The 17,155-nt window shown below is 72.2% G+C and carries 14 protein-coding genes, 6 pseudogenes and 1 riboswitch; of the genes and pseudogenes, 5 read left to right on the forward strand and 15 right to left on the reverse strand.

All coding sequences use genetic code 11. The features are described from left to right. The 3 genes and pseudogenes from ASC99_RS42380 to ASC99_RS30020 all read right to left on the reverse strand — a co-directional run. On the reverse strand, positions 1-69 hold a 69-nt coding region (locus ASC99_RS42380), incomplete at its 3' end, for a 1-deoxy-D-xylulose-5-phosphate synthase N-terminal domain-containing protein (protein WP_200948463.1). A gap of 11 nt (positions 70-80) precedes the next feature. Beyond that, positions 81-167, reverse strand: a pseudogene (locus ASC99_RS42385) (1-deoxy-D-xylulose-5-phosphate synthase N-terminal domain-containing protein); the annotation flags it as partial. A gap of 71 nt (positions 168-238) precedes the next feature. Next, positions 239-787 (reverse strand): annotated as a pseudogene (locus ASC99_RS30020) (NAD(P)-dependent alcohol dehydrogenase); the annotation flags it as partial. 117 nt (positions 788-904) lie between these two features. Between ASC99_RS30020 and ASC99_RS30025 the strand changes: the two are divergent. Further along, a pseudogene (locus ASC99_RS30025) lies at positions 905-2,607 on the forward strand (IS200/IS605 family accessory protein TnpB-related protein). On the opposite strand, the gene ASC99_RS30030 reads toward ASC99_RS30025, so the two are convergent. From ASC99_RS30030 to ASC99_RS30040, 3 genes are all read right to left on the reverse strand, one after another. Continuing rightward, entirely contained in the window at positions 2,604-2,789 is a 186-nt protein-coding gene (locus ASC99_RS30030) for a helix-turn-helix transcriptional regulator (protein WP_304440493.1), read from the reverse strand. The pseudogene ASC99_RS30025 and the gene ASC99_RS30030 overlap by 4 nt on opposite strands. A gap of 23 nt (positions 2,790-2,812) precedes the next feature. Beyond that, positions 2,813-3,241, reverse strand: coding sequence for a hypothetical protein (locus tag ASC99_RS30035; protein ID WP_057237955.1), 429 nt, complete (start codon positions 3,239-3,241; stop codon positions 2,813-2,815). Between the two features lie 154 nt (positions 3,242-3,395). Next, the gene (locus ASC99_RS30040; protein ID WP_057237957.1) at positions 3,396-4,577 is read right to left on the reverse strand and encodes a DUF4190 domain-containing protein; all 1,182 of its coding nucleotides are present in this window, start codon (positions 4,575-4,577) and stop codon (positions 3,396-3,398) included. A 314-nt stretch (positions 4,578-4,891) separates the two neighbouring features. Between ASC99_RS30040 and ASC99_RS30045 the strand changes: the two genes are divergently transcribed. Continuing rightward, positions 4,892-5,824, forward strand: coding sequence for a DUF2797 domain-containing protein (locus ASC99_RS30045; RefSeq protein ID WP_057237958.1), 933 nt, complete (start codon positions 4,892-4,894; stop codon positions 5,822-5,824). A gap of 19 nt (positions 5,825-5,843) precedes the next feature. Here the strand turns inward: ASC99_RS30045 and ASC99_RS30050 are convergent, their stop codons facing one another. The 3 genes and pseudogenes from ASC99_RS30050 to ASC99_RS30060 form a co-directional block, all read right to left on the reverse strand. Then, positions 5,844-6,872, reverse strand: coding sequence for an ABC transporter substrate-binding protein (locus tag ASC99_RS30050; protein ID WP_057237960.1), 1,029 nt, complete (start codon positions 6,870-6,872; stop codon positions 5,844-5,846). Beyond that, positions 6,872-7,649: pseudogene (locus ASC99_RS30055) on the reverse strand (ABC transporter ATP-binding protein). The gene ASC99_RS30050 and the pseudogene ASC99_RS30055 overlap by 1 nt, the downstream one beginning before the upstream one ends. Before the next feature lie 25 nt (positions 7,650-7,674). Further along, positions 7,675-8,727 (reverse strand): iron ABC transporter permease, encoded by a 1,053-nt coding sequence (locus ASC99_RS30060; protein WP_057237962.1) that lies wholly within the window; start codon positions 8,725-8,727, stop codon positions 7,675-7,677. A 154-nt stretch (positions 8,728-8,881) separates the two neighbouring features. Further along, positions 8,882-9,001: riboswitch (cobalamin riboswitch) on the reverse strand. A gap of 132 nt (positions 9,002-9,133) precedes the next feature. On the opposite strand from ASC99_RS30060, the gene ASC99_RS30065 reads away from it, so the two are divergent. The 3 genes from ASC99_RS30065 to ASC99_RS30075 all read left to right on the forward strand — a co-directional run bounded on the left by ASC99_RS30065 (position 9,134) and on the right by ASC99_RS30075 (position 11,273). After that, on the forward strand, positions 9,134-10,048 hold the full coding sequence (locus ASC99_RS30065; RefSeq protein WP_057237964.1) for an SDR family oxidoreductase: 915 nt from the start codon (positions 9,134-9,136) through the stop codon (positions 10,046-10,048). 94 nt (positions 10,049-10,142) lie between these two features. Continuing rightward, positions 10,143-10,688, forward strand: coding sequence for an NUDIX domain-containing protein (locus tag ASC99_RS30070; RefSeq protein ID WP_057237966.1), 546 nt, complete (start codon positions 10,143-10,145; stop codon positions 10,686-10,688). A 192-nt stretch (positions 10,689-10,880) separates the two neighbouring features. Further along, complete coding sequence (locus ASC99_RS30075; protein WP_057237968.1) at positions 10,881-11,273, forward strand: hypothetical protein; 393 nt, start codon at positions 10,881-10,883, stop codon at positions 11,271-11,273. 37 nt (positions 11,274-11,310) lie between these two features. On the opposite strand, the gene ASC99_RS30080 is transcribed toward ASC99_RS30075, so the two are convergent. From ASC99_RS30080 to ASC99_RS39555, 6 genes and pseudogenes are all read right to left on the reverse strand, one after another. Continuing rightward, positions 11,311-12,048 (reverse strand): hypothetical protein, encoded by a 738-nt coding sequence (locus ASC99_RS30080; protein WP_063857235.1) that lies wholly within the window; start codon positions 12,046-12,048, stop codon positions 11,311-11,313. Between the two features lie 70 nt (positions 12,049-12,118). Then, complete coding sequence (gene menC, locus ASC99_RS30085; protein ID WP_235502564.1) at positions 12,119-13,297, reverse strand: o-succinylbenzoate synthase; 1,179 nt, start codon at positions 13,295-13,297, stop codon at positions 12,119-12,121. 103 nt (positions 13,298-13,400) lie between these two features. Then, positions 13,401-14,980 (reverse strand): annotated as a pseudogene (locus ASC99_RS30090) (UDP-N-acetylmuramoyl-L-alanyl-D-glutamate--2,6-diaminopimelate ligase). Between the two features lie 105 nt (positions 14,981-15,085). Next, the gene (locus ASC99_RS30095) at positions 15,086-15,658 is read right to left on the reverse strand and encodes a hypothetical protein (RefSeq protein ID WP_057237970.1); all 573 of its coding nucleotides are present in this window, start codon (positions 15,656-15,658) and stop codon (positions 15,086-15,088) included. 87 nt (positions 15,659-15,745) lie between these two features. Continuing rightward, positions 15,746-16,609, reverse strand: coding sequence for an alpha/beta fold hydrolase (locus ASC99_RS30100; protein WP_057237972.1), 864 nt, complete (start codon positions 16,607-16,609; stop codon positions 15,746-15,748). A 133-nt stretch (positions 16,610-16,742) separates the two neighbouring features. Next, a pseudogene (locus ASC99_RS39555) lies at positions 16,743-17,155 on the reverse strand (hypothetical protein); the annotation flags it as partial.

The raw sequence follows: 17,155 nt of genomic DNA on the forward strand, positions 1-17,155 counted from the left end.
GTGCACGTAGCTCTGGTGGCCGGTGTCGAAGAGGATCCGGTCGCGCGGCGAGTCGAAGACCCGGTGCAGCGGCTGCCGTCGGTGAAGTCGGTGCGGGTGTGCACGTAGCTCTGGTGGCCGGTGTCGAAGAGGATCCGGTCGCGCGGCGAGTCGAAGACCCGGTGCAGCGGCTGCCGTCGGTGAAGTCGGTGCGGGTGTAGTCGATCACCTCGTCGGCGCCCAGCGAGCGGACCAGGTCCGCCTTGCCGGTGCTGCAGACGGCGGTGACGTGGGCGCCGAGGGCCTTGGCGATCTGCACGGCGAAGGTGCCGACACCGCCCGCCGCGCCGATCACCAGCACACTCTGACCGGGCTTCAGGCGCCCGGCGTCGCGCAGCGCCTGGAGGGCGGTGGCGCCGGAGATCGGGACGGCGGCGGACTGTGCGTGGCTGAGGTTCGCCGGGCGGTGGGCGAGCATGTCCGCCTTTGCGCAGGCGTACTCGGCGAACGAGCCGTCGGCGATGCCGTACACCTCGTCGCCGGGACGGAACCGGGTGACGCCGGGACCGACCGTCTCCACCCGGCCGGAGACGTCCAGGCCGCGGATCCGCTGCTTGGGGGCCCGCAGACCGAAGCCCACCGCGCGGATCAGGTAGGGCAGACCCGCCGTGAGGTGCCAGACCCCCGGGTCGACTCCGGCCGCGTGGACCCGGACGAGCACCTCGCCCTCGCCGGGCACCGGCTGGTCGGTCTCCTCCACCCGCAGCACCTCGGGCGGACCGTAGACATCGTGCAGGACAGCCTTCATGGGCGGGTGTCTCCCTCGGTAGTGACAGTGGCGGGGTTATGAACTGCTGGGGATTGAGGGCTCTTTGGCGCACACAAGTGCCCGCGAGTGCGTTTTCAATCACGGTGTGTCGGGTGGATGGGTCGACTGTCAGTGGTGCGTGTGAGGGTGGGTAGCACCGGCTGGGAGGGGAATGGCGTGACTGGGGCGGGGAAGAGGCTCCGGCGGATCGAGGCGCCGTTCGTTTGCCTTGGCCCGTCGGGTGTGACGGTCCGTGACCGCCTCAGGGACCTCACGCCTGAGGATGAGAAGGTGCTGCGCCTGATCGGCGCGCATATGGGGGCGCTGGCGTTGAGGGACCTGAAGGCGCGCTGCGTGGACGGCCTGGACCACAGCAACCAGAGGTGGGCCGCACGCAAGCGTGACCTGACGGTGCGGTCGTCGTCGCGCTGGGCGGGGAGTGTCACCAGGGCTACGCACGACCAGTGGGCGCTGTCGCGTCGCGGCCAGGCCGCGCACCTGGACTCGTTGGACGCGGGTATCCGGATGCTGCGGCACCGGCTTGCCCTGCCGGTCGGGGAGAACGGCACCAGCGCGCGCCCGGTGGCTACCGCTCCAAGCACGAGTGGTTCGTCAAGTCCCGCCGACTCGCGGCGCTGGAGGAGCGGCACGCAGCTACCCAGACCGATCGTGAGAACGGCATCGTGCATGTGGTGCGCGGCGGACGGAAGATGCTCAACACCCGGCACAATCTGGCCGCCGCGAACCTGACCGAAGCCCAGTGGCGAGAACGCTGGGAAAGCGCGCGGTGGTTCCTGTCCGCTGACGGGGATTCGGCCGAACGCTATGGTAACGGAACGATCCGGGTCACCCCCGGCGGCGAGGTGAGCATCAAGCTGCCCACCCTGCTGGCGCAGTACGCCAACGCCAGGCACGGCCGGTACGTCCTCGCCGCGAAGGTGTCGTTCCCACACCGAGGCACCGAGTGGGCCGACCGGATCGAGGACAACCGGGCTGTCGCCTACCGCATCCACTACGACGTTGCACGCGGCCGCTGGTACCTCGACGCCTCCTGGACCAGGCCCGTCGCCCAGACCATGCCGCTGGCCACCGCCCGCGCCCAGGGCATGGTCGGCGTGGACACCAACGCCGACCACTTCGCCGCCTGGCAGTTGGACGTACACGGCAACCCGGTTGGTCGGCCCTATCGATTCCACTACGACCTGTCCGGCACCACCCAGCATCGGGACGCACAGATCCGACACGCCATCACCCGCCTCCTGCACTGGGCCACGCGGCGCGGTGTCGCGGCGATCGGCCTGGAGAACCTGGACTTCACTGCCGAAACCACCCGCGAGAAGCACGGCCGACGCAAGCGGTTCCGGCAGCTGATCTCCGGCATGCCCACCGGTAAACTCCGCGCCCGCCTCGTCGCCATGGCCGCGGAGATCGGCCTGGCCATCGTCGCTGTCGATCCCGCCTATACCAGCGTGTGGGGTGCCCAGCACTGGCAGAAGCCACTCGCCACGCCACGACGTAAGACCACCCGACACGATGCCGCGAGCATCGCTATCGGACGACGCGCCCTCGGACACCCGGTCCGGCGACGGACGGCACCGCCCCACGACGACCAGAGCGATCGTCGTGGGCATCGGACCGTCCAGGCCGTACCAGGCAGCCGGGGGCGTGAGGGAACCCGCCGCCCTGTCACGGAGCGAGCACACGATGCACGCAGCCGGACGGGGACAACGAGAACGCGGGCGACCAGCGCACCCAGAACCGTTCGGGATGCGCGCAGTGCCAAGACGTGGGTCCAAGACTCACTCCTGCTCACTGATTAGGGACGGTACTGGAACACGTCGTCGAGCGGGACGTGGAAGACATGGGCGATCTGGAACGCCATCTCCAACGAGGGCGAGTAGCGGCCCTGTTCGATGGCGATGACGGTCTGTCGGGTGACCCCGACCCGGCGGGCGAGTTCGGCCTGGGTCATCTCGCCGTGGGTGAACCGAAGGGTGCGGATCGCGTTGGTGACCCGGGTCGGCTTCACCACCGGTGGAACCCGAACCGGTAGGCGGCGATCTTCGCGGTCGTGCTGAGGACCGCCGACAGGACGAAGGCCAGGTAGATCGCGTTGGCGATCCAGAACCGGTCCTGCCCGGTCATCGCCAGGATCAGCCCGGCAATGCCGCCGAGCACCACGAAGGACTGGCCGACGTACTCGCTGAAGCGGTGGATCTCCCGGTCCCGCTGGTCCCTGACGTTCTCCTCCTTCGGGGAGAACGTGGACACCACGATGTGCAGCACGATCGACGCCACGATCCCCCCACCGACCGACCACAACAGCGCGGACACATAGGGCGCCTGAGTGAGCCTCAGACCCTCGGGCCGGTCCAGGACGGCGGCCAGGTACGTCGCGTAGGCCGCGACCGTGGCCAGCAGCATCATCCAGGCGCGTTTCTCTTCGACGGCCATCCCACTCCCTCAGGTAAAGAAAACCCGACATCCGGAGTGTCAAGCAACGCCGACATCATGTCAAGGATTCTTGACATTGGAGCAGTGGACGAACCGACAGCGCCGCCCCGGTCCCGTACGGCGGGGACCGGGGCGGCGCAGGGGTTACGAGGTGTCAGACCGAGGCCGGGCGGGCGTCCGGGTAGCTGGTCGGGAGCTTGAGGGCGGCACGGAACTCGGTGTCCGCCGGGCCGCGGACGTAGTCCTCGAGTTCCAGCAGCTCGTCCTCCAGCACGGTGGGGTCCGTCGCCTTCCGGATCTTCTCCGCGTGCGCGATGACCTGGTCCAACTCGGCCTGCAGCGGGCCCACCTTGGCGGCGGGTCCGTCGGTCCACGGACTGAGGCGGAGCTGGCTCTTCTCGGCCTCGGCGGCGCTGACCACCTGGCGGGCCCAGTCCTGGTAGGCGCCGGGGGCGGCGTCCGCGGGATCGTCCAGCGGCCACTGGTCGAGCACCTGGTCCAGCTCCGTGGAGGCGGTCAGATAGGAGTGCTGCTCGCTCGTGGCCGCGGCGTAGTCCTGATGGAGCGTCCGGGTCGTCGTCTCCTTCGACTCGAAAAGGCACAGACCGAACCGCTTGCTGGTGCCCGCCTTCCAGGATGTGCGGTCCGGGTAGAGCGTGCTGACCTCCATCCCCCGGGGGATGGCGAGGTAGTCCGCCGCGTACTCGTACTGCCGCCTGACGCAGGCCTTCGCGGCAGCCTCCTCCAGCACCTTCTCCCCCGGGTAGGAGGAGCCATTCTCCTGGACGGCCGACAGCGGGACGGTGCCGAACACCTCGCCGTAGTGCGGCTCGGTGCAGGGCACCACGGTGAACCGGCGGGAGAGCTGGCCCTGTCCGCCGGTCTTCTCCTTCAGGCAGTCGCCGGGCTGCAGGCTGAAGACGTTGGTCTGGCTCGTGATGGAGTCCAGGTCGCCCTTCGCCACCAACACCCCCACCAACCCGATCGTCAGCACCGCCCAGAGGCAGGAGATCACGATGCCGGCGACGGCCAGCCCCTTGCCCTGCTGCGGACGGCGGCGGATCTGCCGGAGCGCACCGATGCCGAAGCCGAGGCCGAGCACCCAGAGGAAGCAGCCGAAGCCGAGGATGCCGAGCACTAGCGAGGTGATGGCCAGCCCGTTGGTCCCCTGGGCCGGTACCTGCGGAGCGGTCCAGTACGGCTGCCCGTACGGCGCCGGGGCGCCCGCCCACTGACCGGGGTACGGCGCCGCTCCGGGCGGGCCCGGCTGGGCGTACGGTCCGGCTTGCTGGGCGTACGGGTCGGCGGGCGGCGTGTACGGATCGCTCGGCGGCACGTACGAATCGGCAGACGGCGCGTAGGGATTGGCGGGGAGCCTGCGGGTTGGCGTCCGCCGGGGGCGGCTCGTACGGGGTGCTCGCGGCGGGCTCCGGGGCGCTGTCGTTGCCGGACGGCGGGGACCAGTCCGCCGAGCCTGCGCTGCTCGAACTGCTGGACGGGTCGGACTCGGACGACACGGTGGGACTCCCCCGACGCTGCACTGCCGTCGGGTCCGACGGCTGCGCGAATATAGCGGATCATCGGACCGCATTCCCAATGGGATTCGAACACCGGGACGACTGTCAGTGCCAGGCCGTACGCTCACGTCCCATGGCGAGTAACCCAGCGGGCCCCGGCCCGGCGGCTGACGGCACCGGCTGGACGGCCACCGGTCTGCGCTGGCGTGAGGGTGTGCCCCGGCTCACGGCGGCGAGCGGGGCCCGGCTGCTGGAGCGGGAGGTCGCCGTCGGCACCCGGGTCGGCTGGACGGTGGTCGGCCCGCGCCGCTGCGTCGGGGTGCGGACGGCGCAGCGCCACCACCCGTGCCCGGTCGCGGCGGAGCTGGAGCCCGGGAGCAAGGCCGGCCAGTGCGGCTCCTGCCAGGACGCCGACCAGGGGCTGGCCCTCGCCAGGGACCAGATCCTCGACGACGGGCGGACGTACCGGCTCTACCTCGCCTGGTTCGGGCCCGGGTTGGCCAAGGTCGGGCTGACCGCCGAGCAGCGCGGCACCGCCCGGCTGGTCGAGCAGGCCGCCCTGGCCTGGACGTTCGTCGCCCGGGGCTCGCTGCCGAGCATCCGCCGGGCCGAGCTGACGGTGGCCCAGTCCGGGCTGGCCAGGGAGCGGTTCACCTCGAAGGCGAAGGTCGGCGGCTGGTGGCGGCTGCCCCCGCCGGACGAGCGGGCGGCGGCGGTCCGTGCGCTGCGCGCCCAGGTGCTCGGGGTGCTGGCGGGCCACGGGGTCGAGCTCTTCCCGGCCGACCCGGTCACCGACCAGGTGGCGCTGTTCGGTCTCACCGACGGTCCGCCGGCCGCCTACCGCGAGATCACCGCGCTCGGCCCCGGCGCCACGCTCGGCGGCACCCTGCACGCACCGATCGGGCGCCACCTGTTCGTGACGCCCGATCAGGTCGACGCTCCGCCGCTGCTGCTGGACACCCGGCTGCTGATCGGCTGGGCTCTGCGGCCCACCCCGCTGGCACCGTGCACGGGGATCACCGAGCAGCTCCGGGCCCGGCCGGCCGAGCAGGCCGCACTCTTCTGAGGAGCGGCGTGGGGCTGCGTCAGGGAGCGGGCACCGTCCGGAGATAGGCGGCGAGCCGGGTGATCGCCGACGGGTTGCGCGGGCTCTCCACCAGGTCGACGTAGTCCAGCACGAAGATCCGGTCGTTCCGGACCGCCGAGACGTCAGCCAGCGCCGGATAGGACTTCAGGAACTGACGCTTGGCCTCCGCACTGGTCTCCCCGTAGTTGTTGATCACGATCACCTCGGGGTCCCTGGCCACCACGCTCTCCCACCCCACCGTGGTCCACGAGTCGTCCAGGTCGCCCATCACGTTGCGGCCGCCCGCCTTGCCGATGACCTGTTCGGGGGCGGCGAACCGCCCGGAGGTGAACGGCTTGTCCTGGCCGCTGTCGTACAGGAAGACGCTCGGCCGCCGGGCCGGTGCACCGGCCTCGGCCCTGGCCACCTCCGCCTTGAACTCCCCGATCAGCTGCTGGGCCTTCGGCTCCACGTCGAAGATCTTCCCGAGGTTGGCCAGGTCCGCGTAGAGCGCGTCCAGCGGCGGCATCACGCCGCGCGCCTTCTCCTTGCCGTTCCGGCAGGACTCGGTGAGCGTGTAGGCGCCGACACCGAGCTTGCCCAGGCCCTCGGGGGTCAGCCCGGCGGTGTCGTTCCAGCCGTAGTTCCAGCCCGCGAAGACCAGGTCGGCCCTGGCGTCCAGCACCAGCTCCTTGGTGATCTCCTTCTTGGACAGCCACCTGGTGCGGTCGTACTCCGCCGCCCAGGGCACCTTCGCCAGGTCGCCCTTCTCGTCCGGCATCACGTAGCCCGCCATCCGGTCGGCCAGGCCGAGCGAGAGCATCAGCTCGGTGATGCCGATGTCGTTGGTGACCACCCGGGCCGGCCGGTGGTGGTACGTCTGCGGGCTGCCGCAGTTGTCGACGGTGACGGGGTAGTGCGCCGAACTCGCGCTCTCCGCCGAGACCGAGGGGGTGACCTCGGCGCCGCAGGCGGTCAGGCCCAGGGCGAGTACGGCGGTGGCGGCCAGGGTGCGGCGGGGGTGGGTGAACAAGGTGTCCGTCCTCATCAGGAGTGGAGTCGGTCGAAGAGCAGCTGCACGGCGCCGGTCACCGGGTGCCGCACCGGATGGGCCCGCACCCCGAACACCTCGGCGAGCAGCTCGGTGGACAACACGTCCCCCGGCGGACCCGAGGCGACGATCCGGCCACCGGCGATCACGTACAGCAGGTCGCAGTGGGCGGCCGCGAGGTTGAGGTCGTGCAGCGCCGTCAGCACGGTCAGGCCGCTGGCCCGGACCAGCGCGAGCACCTCCAACTGGTGCGCGATGTCCAGGTGGTTGGTGGGCTCGTCGAGCACCAGCACCTTCGGCTGCTGCACCAGTGCCCTGGCGATCAGCACCCGCTGCTTCTCGCCGCCCGAGAGGTCGAGGAAGCCCCGCCCTGCCAGGTGCCCGGCACCGACCCGGGCCAGCGCCTCCGCACAGCCCGCCGCGTCGTCCGGGCCCGGTGCGCCGAAGCCGCGCCGGTGCGGCAGCCGTCCCATCCCGACCACCTCGGCGACGGTGAAGTCGAACTCCGCCACCGTCTCCTGCGGCAGCGGTAGACGCAGCGCAGCAGCGTGCACCCTCACGGGGCGTCAGGCCGTGCAGGTCGTCGCCGTCCAGCCGGACGGTGCCGGCCGCCGGGCGCAGCGCCCGGTAGACGCAGCGCAGCAGCGTGGACTTCCCGCTGCCGTTCGGCCCGACCAGGCCGAGCACCTGGCCGCTCGCGGCCCGTACCGTGACCTCGTGCACCAGCCTGGTCCCGGCGATCTCGACCGAGACGTCCTCGATGTCGACGCGCATCAGCGTCCCCTCCCCTGACTGGTCATCAGCGGCCGCCGAAGCTGTAGCTGCGACGGCGCATCAGCAGCAGGAAGCACGGCACCCCGAGCACGGCGGTGATCACGCCGACCGGCAGTTCGGCGGGGGCGAGCAGCAGCCGGGAGACGATGTCCACCCAGACCAGCAGCACCGCGCCGAGCAGCGGGGCGACCGTCAGCACCCGCCGGTGGTCGGCGCCGACCAGCATCCGGGCCAGGTGCGGGACCATCAGGCCGACGAAACCGATCGCGCCGCTGACCGCGACCACCGTGCCGGTGACGGCGGCGGTGACCACGAACAGCGCCCGGCGCAGCCGGGAGGCGTCCACTCCCAGCGCGGCGGCGGTCTCGTCGCCCATCGCCAGGGCGTCCAACTGCCCGGCGGAGCACAGCAGATACCCGGTGCCCGCCAGCACCGTTCCGGCGGCGATCGGGACCGAGGCCCAGGTGGCGCCGCCGAGGCTGCCGAGCAGCCACATCATCGCGGTCCTGGCCGCCTCGCCGCGTTCGGCGGAGAAGACCATCAGCGAGGTGACGGCGGAGAAGCCGTACGCGAGCGCGGTGCCGGTGAGCACCAGGCGCAGCGGGGTGAGGCCCTGGGCGGTCCTGGCCACCGCGTAGACCAGCACCATCGCGGCCAGCGCGGAGGCGAACGCGGAGGCGGAGAGCGCCCAGACGCCGAGCGAGGCGAACGCTCCCAGCAGCAGGACGGCGTTGGCACCGACGGCCGCACCGGAGGAGATGCCGAGCACGAACGGGTCGGCGAGCGCGTTGCGCACCATCGCCTGGACGGCGACGCCGGTCGCGGACAGTCCGGCTCCGACCACGGCGGCCAGCACCGTCCTGGGCAGCCGGATCTCCCACACGATGGTGTAGCCCGCCAGCTGGTCGGCGCTGATCCGACCACCCGTCAGACCGGCCCGCAGGTACTCCAGTACCGTCCCCCAGCCGATCCCGGCGGAGCCCAGCGCGACGCCGCAGACCAGCGAGAGCAACAGGGCGACGGCCAGTCCGGCGGCCAGCACCGGGGTCCGGGCGGGTGGGTGGACGGCCTTCGCCATCGGTGCGGCTACAGCGGTGCTCACGGCGGCCTTCGCGTCGGGCCGTGGCCGTACGGGGGCGACGCGCCCAGGCCCGCCCGGTCGGCGCGGACCCTCGGGTCCGCGCGTGGGCGCGCCGTGCCGCATCCCCTCGCAGTCCGCGGCGAGTTGTCGGGAGGTCAGCGCCGCCGAGGGCGATCGGGCTCACGGACCCTCAGGGGCCCGTCCACCGTTGCGGGTCAGCGCCGGACTTCCACCGGACTTTCCCCTCGGGACGCTCCGGCAGCATAACAACACCGACCGACCGGGTAAGGGACCGTCAGCTGTGGTGCCCGGCACATCAATCGGCGGTCGGCCACGCTCCCGCTGGTCCTGCCGCCCGTCGCGTAGCTTGGTGGCACCGGGAGCGAAGGGTGGCGGTGGCACCATGACAGGAGCACTCGACGGCAAGGTCGCGCTGGTCGCAGGGGCGACCAGGGGCGCGGGGCGGGGCATCGCCGTCCAGCTCGGCGCCGCCGGGGCGACCGTCTACGTGACCGGCCGCAGCACCCGGGGCCGACGCTCGGAGTACGACCTCCCCGAGACCGTCGAGGACACCGCCGAGCTGGTCACGGCGGCCGGCGGGCACGGCATCGCGGTGGTGACGGACCATCTGGTCCCGGCACAGGTCGCCGCGTTGGTGCAGCGGATCGACACCGAGCAGGGCCGGCTCGACGTGCTGGTGAACGACATCTGGGGCGGCGAACGGCTCTTCGAGTGGAACAGCACCGTCTGGGAGCACGACCTCGACAACGGCCTGCGCCTGCTCCGGCTCGCCGTGGAGACCCATGCCATCACCAGCCACCACGCACTGCCGCTGCTGCTGCGCACGCCGGGCGGCCTGGTGGTCGAGATGACCGACGGCACCGAGGAGTACAACCGCACCCGCTACCGGGTCTCCTTCTTCTACGACCTGGCCAAGTCCGCCGTGCTCCGGATGGCCTTCTCCCTCGGCCACGACCTGGGCCCGCGCGGCGCCACCGCCGTGGCCCTCACCCCCGGCTGGCTGCGCTCGGAACTGATGCTCGCCACCTTCGGCGTCACCGAGCAGAACTGGCGGGACGCGATCGCCAAGGTGCCGCACTTCGGCATCTCCGAGACCCCCTCGTACGTCGGCCGCGCGGTGGCCGCCCTGGCCGCCGACCCCGACGTCGCCCGCTGGAACGGCCAGTCCCTCTCCAGCGGCCAACTCGCCCGGGTCTACGGCTTCACCGACCTCGACGGCAGCCGACCCGACGCCTGGCGCTACATGCTCGAGGTCCAGGACCCCGGCCTCCCCGCCGACCCCACCGGCTACCGTTGAGGTACGCTCCGTCCGCCTGCTGCTTCCCGAGCAACTCCGCATCGCCGCCGGTTACTTCGTCCAGCTCTCCGCTCTGCCCGCCGAGGAGAACGACATGTCGTCACCCCGACCCTCGGGCTGGCTCCCGCCGGAGCAGTTCGTCCCCACCCTGTCGCACGGCATCGCGTACGCCTCGCTGCTGTTCACCGACACCGAGGGCCGACTGCTCGGCCTCCGCTCCGCTCTCGACCCCACCGAACTCCACTTCCCCGGCGGCCTCCTCGATCCTGGCGAGGACCTGTTCGCCTGCGCCTGTCGGGAGACCGTCGAGGAGCTCGGCTTCCTACCCGCAGCCGTCGACCGCGGGCAACCCCGGTTGCTCGTCATGTCGTTCACCTCTCCCGAGCCACCCTGGCCCTGGAAAGTCGGCGCCGTCTTCGACGGCGGCACCCTCGACGCCGAGGACATCGGCCGCATCACCCTGGACCCGGCCGAACACAGCAGCTACGCCTTCAAGCCCGTCCAGGACTGGATCGCCGCCGTCTCTCCACGCCGCGCCCGGGTCCTGAACGCCACCGTCACCGCCCGTGCCACGGGCGGCGCCGTCTACCTCGGGCCGTTCGAGGAAACCCGTGCTCTCAGGGCGGCGGTTGAGCCATGATCGTCGGGCTCGGGTCGTGTGGGCAGGTGCGTTGTGCACCGTCGTGCGGTGGCTGGTCCCCGGTCTCCGGTGCGCTCGGCGCCGCAGCCGACATGGGTGGCTACGGCACGCCCGTCGCGGTCACCCCCGGCGACGGACGCATGGTGACCGCCGTCCGCAACCGGGGCGGCGGCCCTCGTGCATCCTGTAGCGATGTCGAAGAAGCGTGCCACGACCTTGGCCGAGATGGTCACCGCCCTGGGGCCGGCCCCAGCGGAACAGTCGGGCGGCCGGTACCTCCAGTCCCCGGTGCAGGAGCGTGGGTTCACCGACGCCGCCGGCTGCCACTGGCGACTCGTCCGTGGTCCGCTCGACCCTCGCCGGGCCAAGCGGCTCGCGGTCGAGGCTGCGGTGATGTCGATGGGCGACCACTACGACGAGGAGGCCGAGACCTGGTTCCCCCGCTTCCTCCCGGAGCACGAGCGCCCGGCTGCCTGGCTGGCAGCACGGGCCTGGTTCGACGCCACCGACCTGCTGGTTCATGAGGCGTACGAGTTCGTCGCCGACGACGGCCGGGCCCTGCTCCACATCGAGACCTACTGCTGAGCGTCACGCGGCAGCTCCCGACCGGCCGCGACCCAGCTCACGTCGTCACTCCTCCCGTGCTGCCCAACGCCCTCGCCAACAGTCCGGCCTGCTGCCGCGTGATCCCGAGCATCCGCAGAACGAAGGAGTCCGGCTCGCCATCCGAAGCCCCCGACTCCCCACCGCTGAGCGGCGACCGAGCAGGACTCGGCGGCAACAGAGCACCACGCCTCCCGGCCAGGACCCGTTCCGCCGTCCGCGGCGCGACGTCGCCCGGCACCCCGACCGTGACAAGTGCGCCTCGCACCACCTCCGTTGCATCCGCCGGCAGCTCCTCGGCGCAGAGCACCGGTAGCAGGAGCAGCAGCCGAGCGGCCGGGGCCTGTACACCGGCCGCGGCCGGATCGCAGGCGCCGGCCAGCCGCGTGACCTCGGGCCAGGACAGGCCCAGGCCCGACCAGTCCCCGTCGAAGCTCGCGATGGCCTCCGCCCGGCCCCAATCCGGGTGGTCGAGCAGGTAGTCGACCCCGTAGTCCCCAGCGAAGTTCCGGTAGACCACCAGTAGAGCGTGCCCGGCCTCGAACGGGACGCGGAACACCGGCCATACACGCTCGTCCAGCAGGACTTCGGCGAGCGCGTCGGTGTCGGCCCCGTCGTCACCGAACCACTCCGGCTCCGGTCGCTCCCCCGGCGAGAGCGCGCACATCCCGAGCAGGTGGCTGGCCCAGAAGCCGCCCCGGTCAAGCAGCGGCTCACCCGGCGCCAGGAAACCGTCGTCATACCCCTTGATCAGCACGCGGCAAGGATGCCAGGGCCCGCCGACAGAGCACCCCCGCAAATCGACGGCACCCACCCACCCTGGCCGCCTATCGCTGACGGCCCGTCAGTACGGTGCTGCGCAGCAGGTGGCTGTGGAGGGCTTCCGGGTCGATCTCGACGCCGAGGCCCGGGCCGGTTGGGACGGCCACCGTTCCGTCGGTGGCGCGGATCGGCGGCTGCACCACGTCCGTGCTGAAGTACCGGTCGGATCCGGAGAGGTCGCCGGGGAAGGTGAAGCCGGGGAGTGCGGCGAGTGCGAGGTTCGCGGCCCGGCCGATGCCGAACTCGTGCATCCCGCCGCACCAGACCGGCACGCCGGCCTGCTCGCACAGGTCGTGGACGGCGCGGGCCTCGGTCAGGCCACCGAGGCGGGAGACCTTGATGTTGACGATCCGTCCGGCGCCCAGGGCGAGGGCGGTCCGTGCGGTGTGCACGGTGGTGACGGACTCGTCCAGGCAGATCGGGGTGGCCAGTTCGCTCTGGAGGCGGGCGTGGGCCAGCAGGTCGTCGGCGGGAAAGGGCTGTTCGATCATCGTCAGGCCGTGGCCGTCCAGCTCCCGCAGGACCGCGCGGTGCGACGGGCGCTCCCGGTAGGCGCCGTTGGCGTCCACCTGGAGCGGGGTGTCCGGGAAGCGGTCGCGGACGGCTGCCACCGGCGCGGTGTCCCACCCCGGGGCGATCTTGAGCTTGACCCGCCGGTAGCCCTGCGCCACGAACCGGTCGACCTGGTCGAGCAGTTCGTCGACGCCGGGCTCGATGCCGAGGCTGACACCGACCTCGACCCGTGGCGCGGCGGCGCCGAGGCTGTCCGCCAGGGAGCGGTCCTGCCGGCGGGCGAACAGGTCCCAGCAGGCGATGTCCAGCGTCGCGCGGGCGAAGTGGTTGCCCTGGACGTGGCCCCAGGCCGCCGTCAGGTCGGTGGGATGCTGCCAGTCGGCGGCCAGCAGGGCCGGGGCGAAGTAGTCGTTCAGGGCGTTCCAGCAGCTGCGGAGGTTCTCCGGCCCGAAGAAGGGGTCGGTCGGGCTGGCGCACTCCCCCCAGCCGGTGGCGCCGTCCTGGTCGGTGATCCGGGCCAGGATGTGGTCCAGGTGGTCCTTGCGGTGACTGCTGGTGGTGAAGGGGCGGATCAGCGGCAGCCGGACCACGAACAGGTCGACGCGCGCGATGCGGATGGTGTCGAGGACCGGTGCGGGTATCGCGAGGGGCAGGGCGGGTGAGACGAGCAAGGGTTCTCCGAGGTCGGGTGGTCGGGGAGGGCAGGGATGCGGTCGCGCGCGGCCCGTGGCGGCACCGGTCCCTCAGGCCGTGGCAACAGCCCTACAGCTAGCGTCAGTTGACTGCACCAGCAGTGGCCCGGGCGGCCGTGATCGCCGCTCTCAGGACCGCCCGGTCGTCGAACGGAAGGTGCACGGCACCGATCTGCTGGCCGCTCTCGTGGCCCTTCCCGGCGATCAGCACGGTGTCACCGGCGTCCGCGCGGGCCACCACGGCGGCGATGGCCTCGGCGCGGTCCGCGACGACCAGGAGCTCACCCCGTTCGCCGTCGGGCACGGCGGCCGCGCCCGCGCGCATGGTGGCCAGGATCGCCAGCGGGTCCTCGGAGCGGGGGTTGTCCGTGGTCAGGACGGCGGTGTCGGCGAACCGGGCGGCGACCTCGCCCATCACGGCCCGCTTGGCGGTGTCGCGATCGCCACCGCAGCCGATCACCACGTGCAGCCGTCCAGGGGTGACCGCCCGCAACGTCGTCAGGACGGCCCGCAGCGCGTCGGGTTGGTGGGCGTAGTCGACCACARCCAGATAGGGCTGCCCGGCCTCGACGCGTTCCACCCGCCCCGGTACGCCGGCCACCGCACCGATCCCGGCCACCACGCGGTCCAGCGGCAGACCCGCGGTGGCCAGGGCCGCGACGGCGCCCAGGGCGTTGGCCACGTTGTAGCCGCCGGGCAGCGCGATCCGGACGTCCGCCCGGGCTCCCCCGGGGCCGAGCACCCGGAACGTCGAACCGTCCGCCAGCAGGACGGTGTCCACCGCGCGCCAGTCCGCTCCGGGGTCGCCCTCGGCGGAGAACGTCACCACGGGCACGCTCGCCTCGCCCGCCAGCCGGCGCCCGTGCGGGTCGTCGATGTTGACGACCGCGCGCCGGCACCGGTCCGGGGTGAACAGGGCCGCCTTCGCACGGTAGTAGTCCGCCATGTCGGGATGGAAGTCCAGGTGATCGTGCGTCAGGTTGGTGAAGACCGCGACGTCCAGCACCAGGGCGTCCACCCGGCCCAGGCGCATCGCGTGGCTGGACACCTCCATCGCCAGCGCGTCCGCGCCGCGCTCCGCCATCACCGCCAGCAGCGCGTACAGCTGCGGGGCCTCCGGGGTGGTCAGCTCACCGGCGAACCGCTCGGCACCGAGCCGCCGCTCCACCGTGCCCAGCAGGCCGGGGGTCCGGCCGGCACCGATCAGGCCGCCCTCCAACAGGTAGCAGCTGGTCGTCTTCCCGTTGGTTCCGGTCACCCCGAAGCTCAACAGGCCGTCCGCCGCCCGACCGTAGAACCAGCTGGACAGCTCCGCCAGCCGCGACCGCAGACCGGTCACCACCAGCACCGGCAACCCACACCCGCCCAATCGGTCCGCCGCAGCCGGCTCCGCAAGTACGGCCACCGCCCCCGCCGCTCGTGCCGCCGCCACCGCCTCCTGGGCATCCGCCCGGCTGTCCGGCAGGATCACGTACAGGTCGGCCGGAGTCCCGGGGCCCGGCTGTCCGGCAGGATCACGTACAGGTCGCCCGGAAGCACTGCGGAGTGGCTGTGCGTGATACCCGTGACCAGGACGTCGGCCGGAGTCCCGGGGATACCCAGGAGCTCGGCTATCGACGCGATCGGGACGGTGCGCGGGCGCTCCGGACGGGGCAGGAGCACGGCAGGGGAGGTTTCGGTGTGTGACACGCCCTGACGTTATCCCTACGAACAGCCTTCCTACGACCCGCCGACCGGGGGCCGACTCTGCCTCCCCGTCCCGCCCCGCTACGGGACGGCCGTGGCGAAGACACCGCGTACGGCGGTACCGTCCGGCCGGACCCAGCCCGCGACGACCTGGCCTTCGACGGCCGGGTCCTCCAACGGCCGCAGGACGTGGACGACTTCGTAGCCGAGGGCGTCCCCGGTGGTGACCGGGTACACGGTGACGGTCGGGTCCGGGGTGTCGCTCTCGCTCTGCTTCTGCGCCACGGCCCGCCCGCCCAGCAGGGCGGCCAGCTCCGTCATGAGCACCGGGTCGGCGGTTCCGTCGTAGATCCACCTGGTGCCCAGCACCCCGTGTTCGGAGGTGCCGATCAGCCCCGATTCCGGCCCGGTTCCGTTCGGTGCACCCCGGTAGCTCATCGGCACCAGGTAGGCCACCGGATCGGGCCCGGCCGTGTCCACCACCACCAGGAACTCGATCCCCACCTCGCCCTCGGGATCGTCCAGCCGAAACCCGCCGGCCCTGACCAGCTCCGGCACTCGGCCCGAGCCGAGATACCAGGACTGCCGGGGCAGCCAGGCGGTGAGCAGCTCGAGCTTGCCGGGGTTCATGCTGGTGTTGTGGACGACGGCCATCGGGGCTCCTTCACGCCGGGTGAGCTGCGAGGCTATCAGCCGTCGTCCGGCGCCCGGCGGCCCGAACTACCGCTGCTGGGTGGGCGATTACCGGCTCTGGAGCGCGAGCATCGCCGCGGCGACCTGATCGGCGGCCGCGTCGGGGATCGCGGTCGCGGCCTGTTCGAGCACCAGCAGCCGCGCACCGGGGATCTCGCGCGCGAGCGCCTCGCCGTTGCCGACCGGAAAGAACCGGTTGTGACGGCCGTGCACCACGAGCGCCGGAATCGCCAACTCGGGCAGGCGCTCCCGCCACCGCGGCTTGCAGTCGAGCCTGGCGAACACCATGCCCATCTGATTGGCCGTCTGGACCGCGGGCTCCGTGCCAGGCGTGCGGTCGAAGACCCGCTCGGCGGTGGCGCGTGCCGCAGCGGGATCGTCGCCGAGGACCTCCGCTCTGGCGGCACCGAACTCCGCCACGGAAGCGCGGTCGGACCAGTCGGGCGTCGGGAGCGCGAACAGTCGCGTCATGACCGCCCTGTCGTGGTCGGGCAGATCGTTGTCGACCGGGCCGGGCGCGACGGGCCGCGTCCCGGCGAGGGTGAGCGCCGAGAACACGTCCGGATGGTCGAGCGCGGCGACCTGGGCGACCATCCCGCCGACGCCGATGCCCGCCAGGTGCGCCGGCCGGTCGCCGAGTCCGCGGGCGAGCGCGGCCGCGTCGGCGGCGAGATCCCGGAGCGTGTACGCGGGCGCCTCGGGGTCGACGGTTGTCGACGTGCCGCAGTCGCGCAGGTCGTAGCGCACGACGTGACGTCCGCCGCGCGCGAGCGACTCGCAGAGCGCGTCGGGCCACGACAGCATGGTCGTGCCGCCCGCGAGCAGCATGAGGGGCGCCGCCGCATCGCCGAAGTGCTCGACCCCGAGCGTGACGCCTTCGGGTGTGCGGAACGAACGGACCGTCGAGTGCATCGTCAACCTCCCGGGCAGGTGCGTGACCGTGGCCACGCTACCCTGCACCGGCGACACCGCCCCGCCTCCGGCGCCACACCCTCGGCTTCGCCGAAGAGGGCCCAACATACCTGTCTGCCATGGCTTCTGACGGTCAGCACCCGCGGTTGTAGATCGCCCGCAGCCACGGCTCCCGGACGGCGGGCATTCGCGCCAGCGCGTACCGGAACGCACCGACGGACGGCCGGAACTGCCACCGCGGGTGCGGCGGGAGCGGGTCGTCACGCTCCACGCCCGTTGGCAGCCCGCCGACCACCGGCAGCCGCGTCTGCTGGGGCGGAAAGGCCAGCTCGGCCCAGAGCGTGGCCTCGACGGGCACAGCCACCGCACCGCCGCTCGGCCGCCACACCTCGCCGGTCTGCGGATGGACCGGCACCAGCACCAGTTCGGCGGCCGGCTCACCGATCCCCGGGCCCGCCAGGCCCAACCGCTTCGCGCCCTCCCCGGAGGGCAGCAGCGCGGCGAGGGCCTTGCCGAAGAGTTCCTCGACCGGGCCGGGCACCACCT

Origin of the sequence: Kitasatospora sp. Root107 (genome assembly GCF_001424875.1) — a bacterium.
Lineage (GTDB): Bacteria > Actinomycetota > Actinomycetes > Streptomycetales > Streptomycetaceae > Kitasatospora.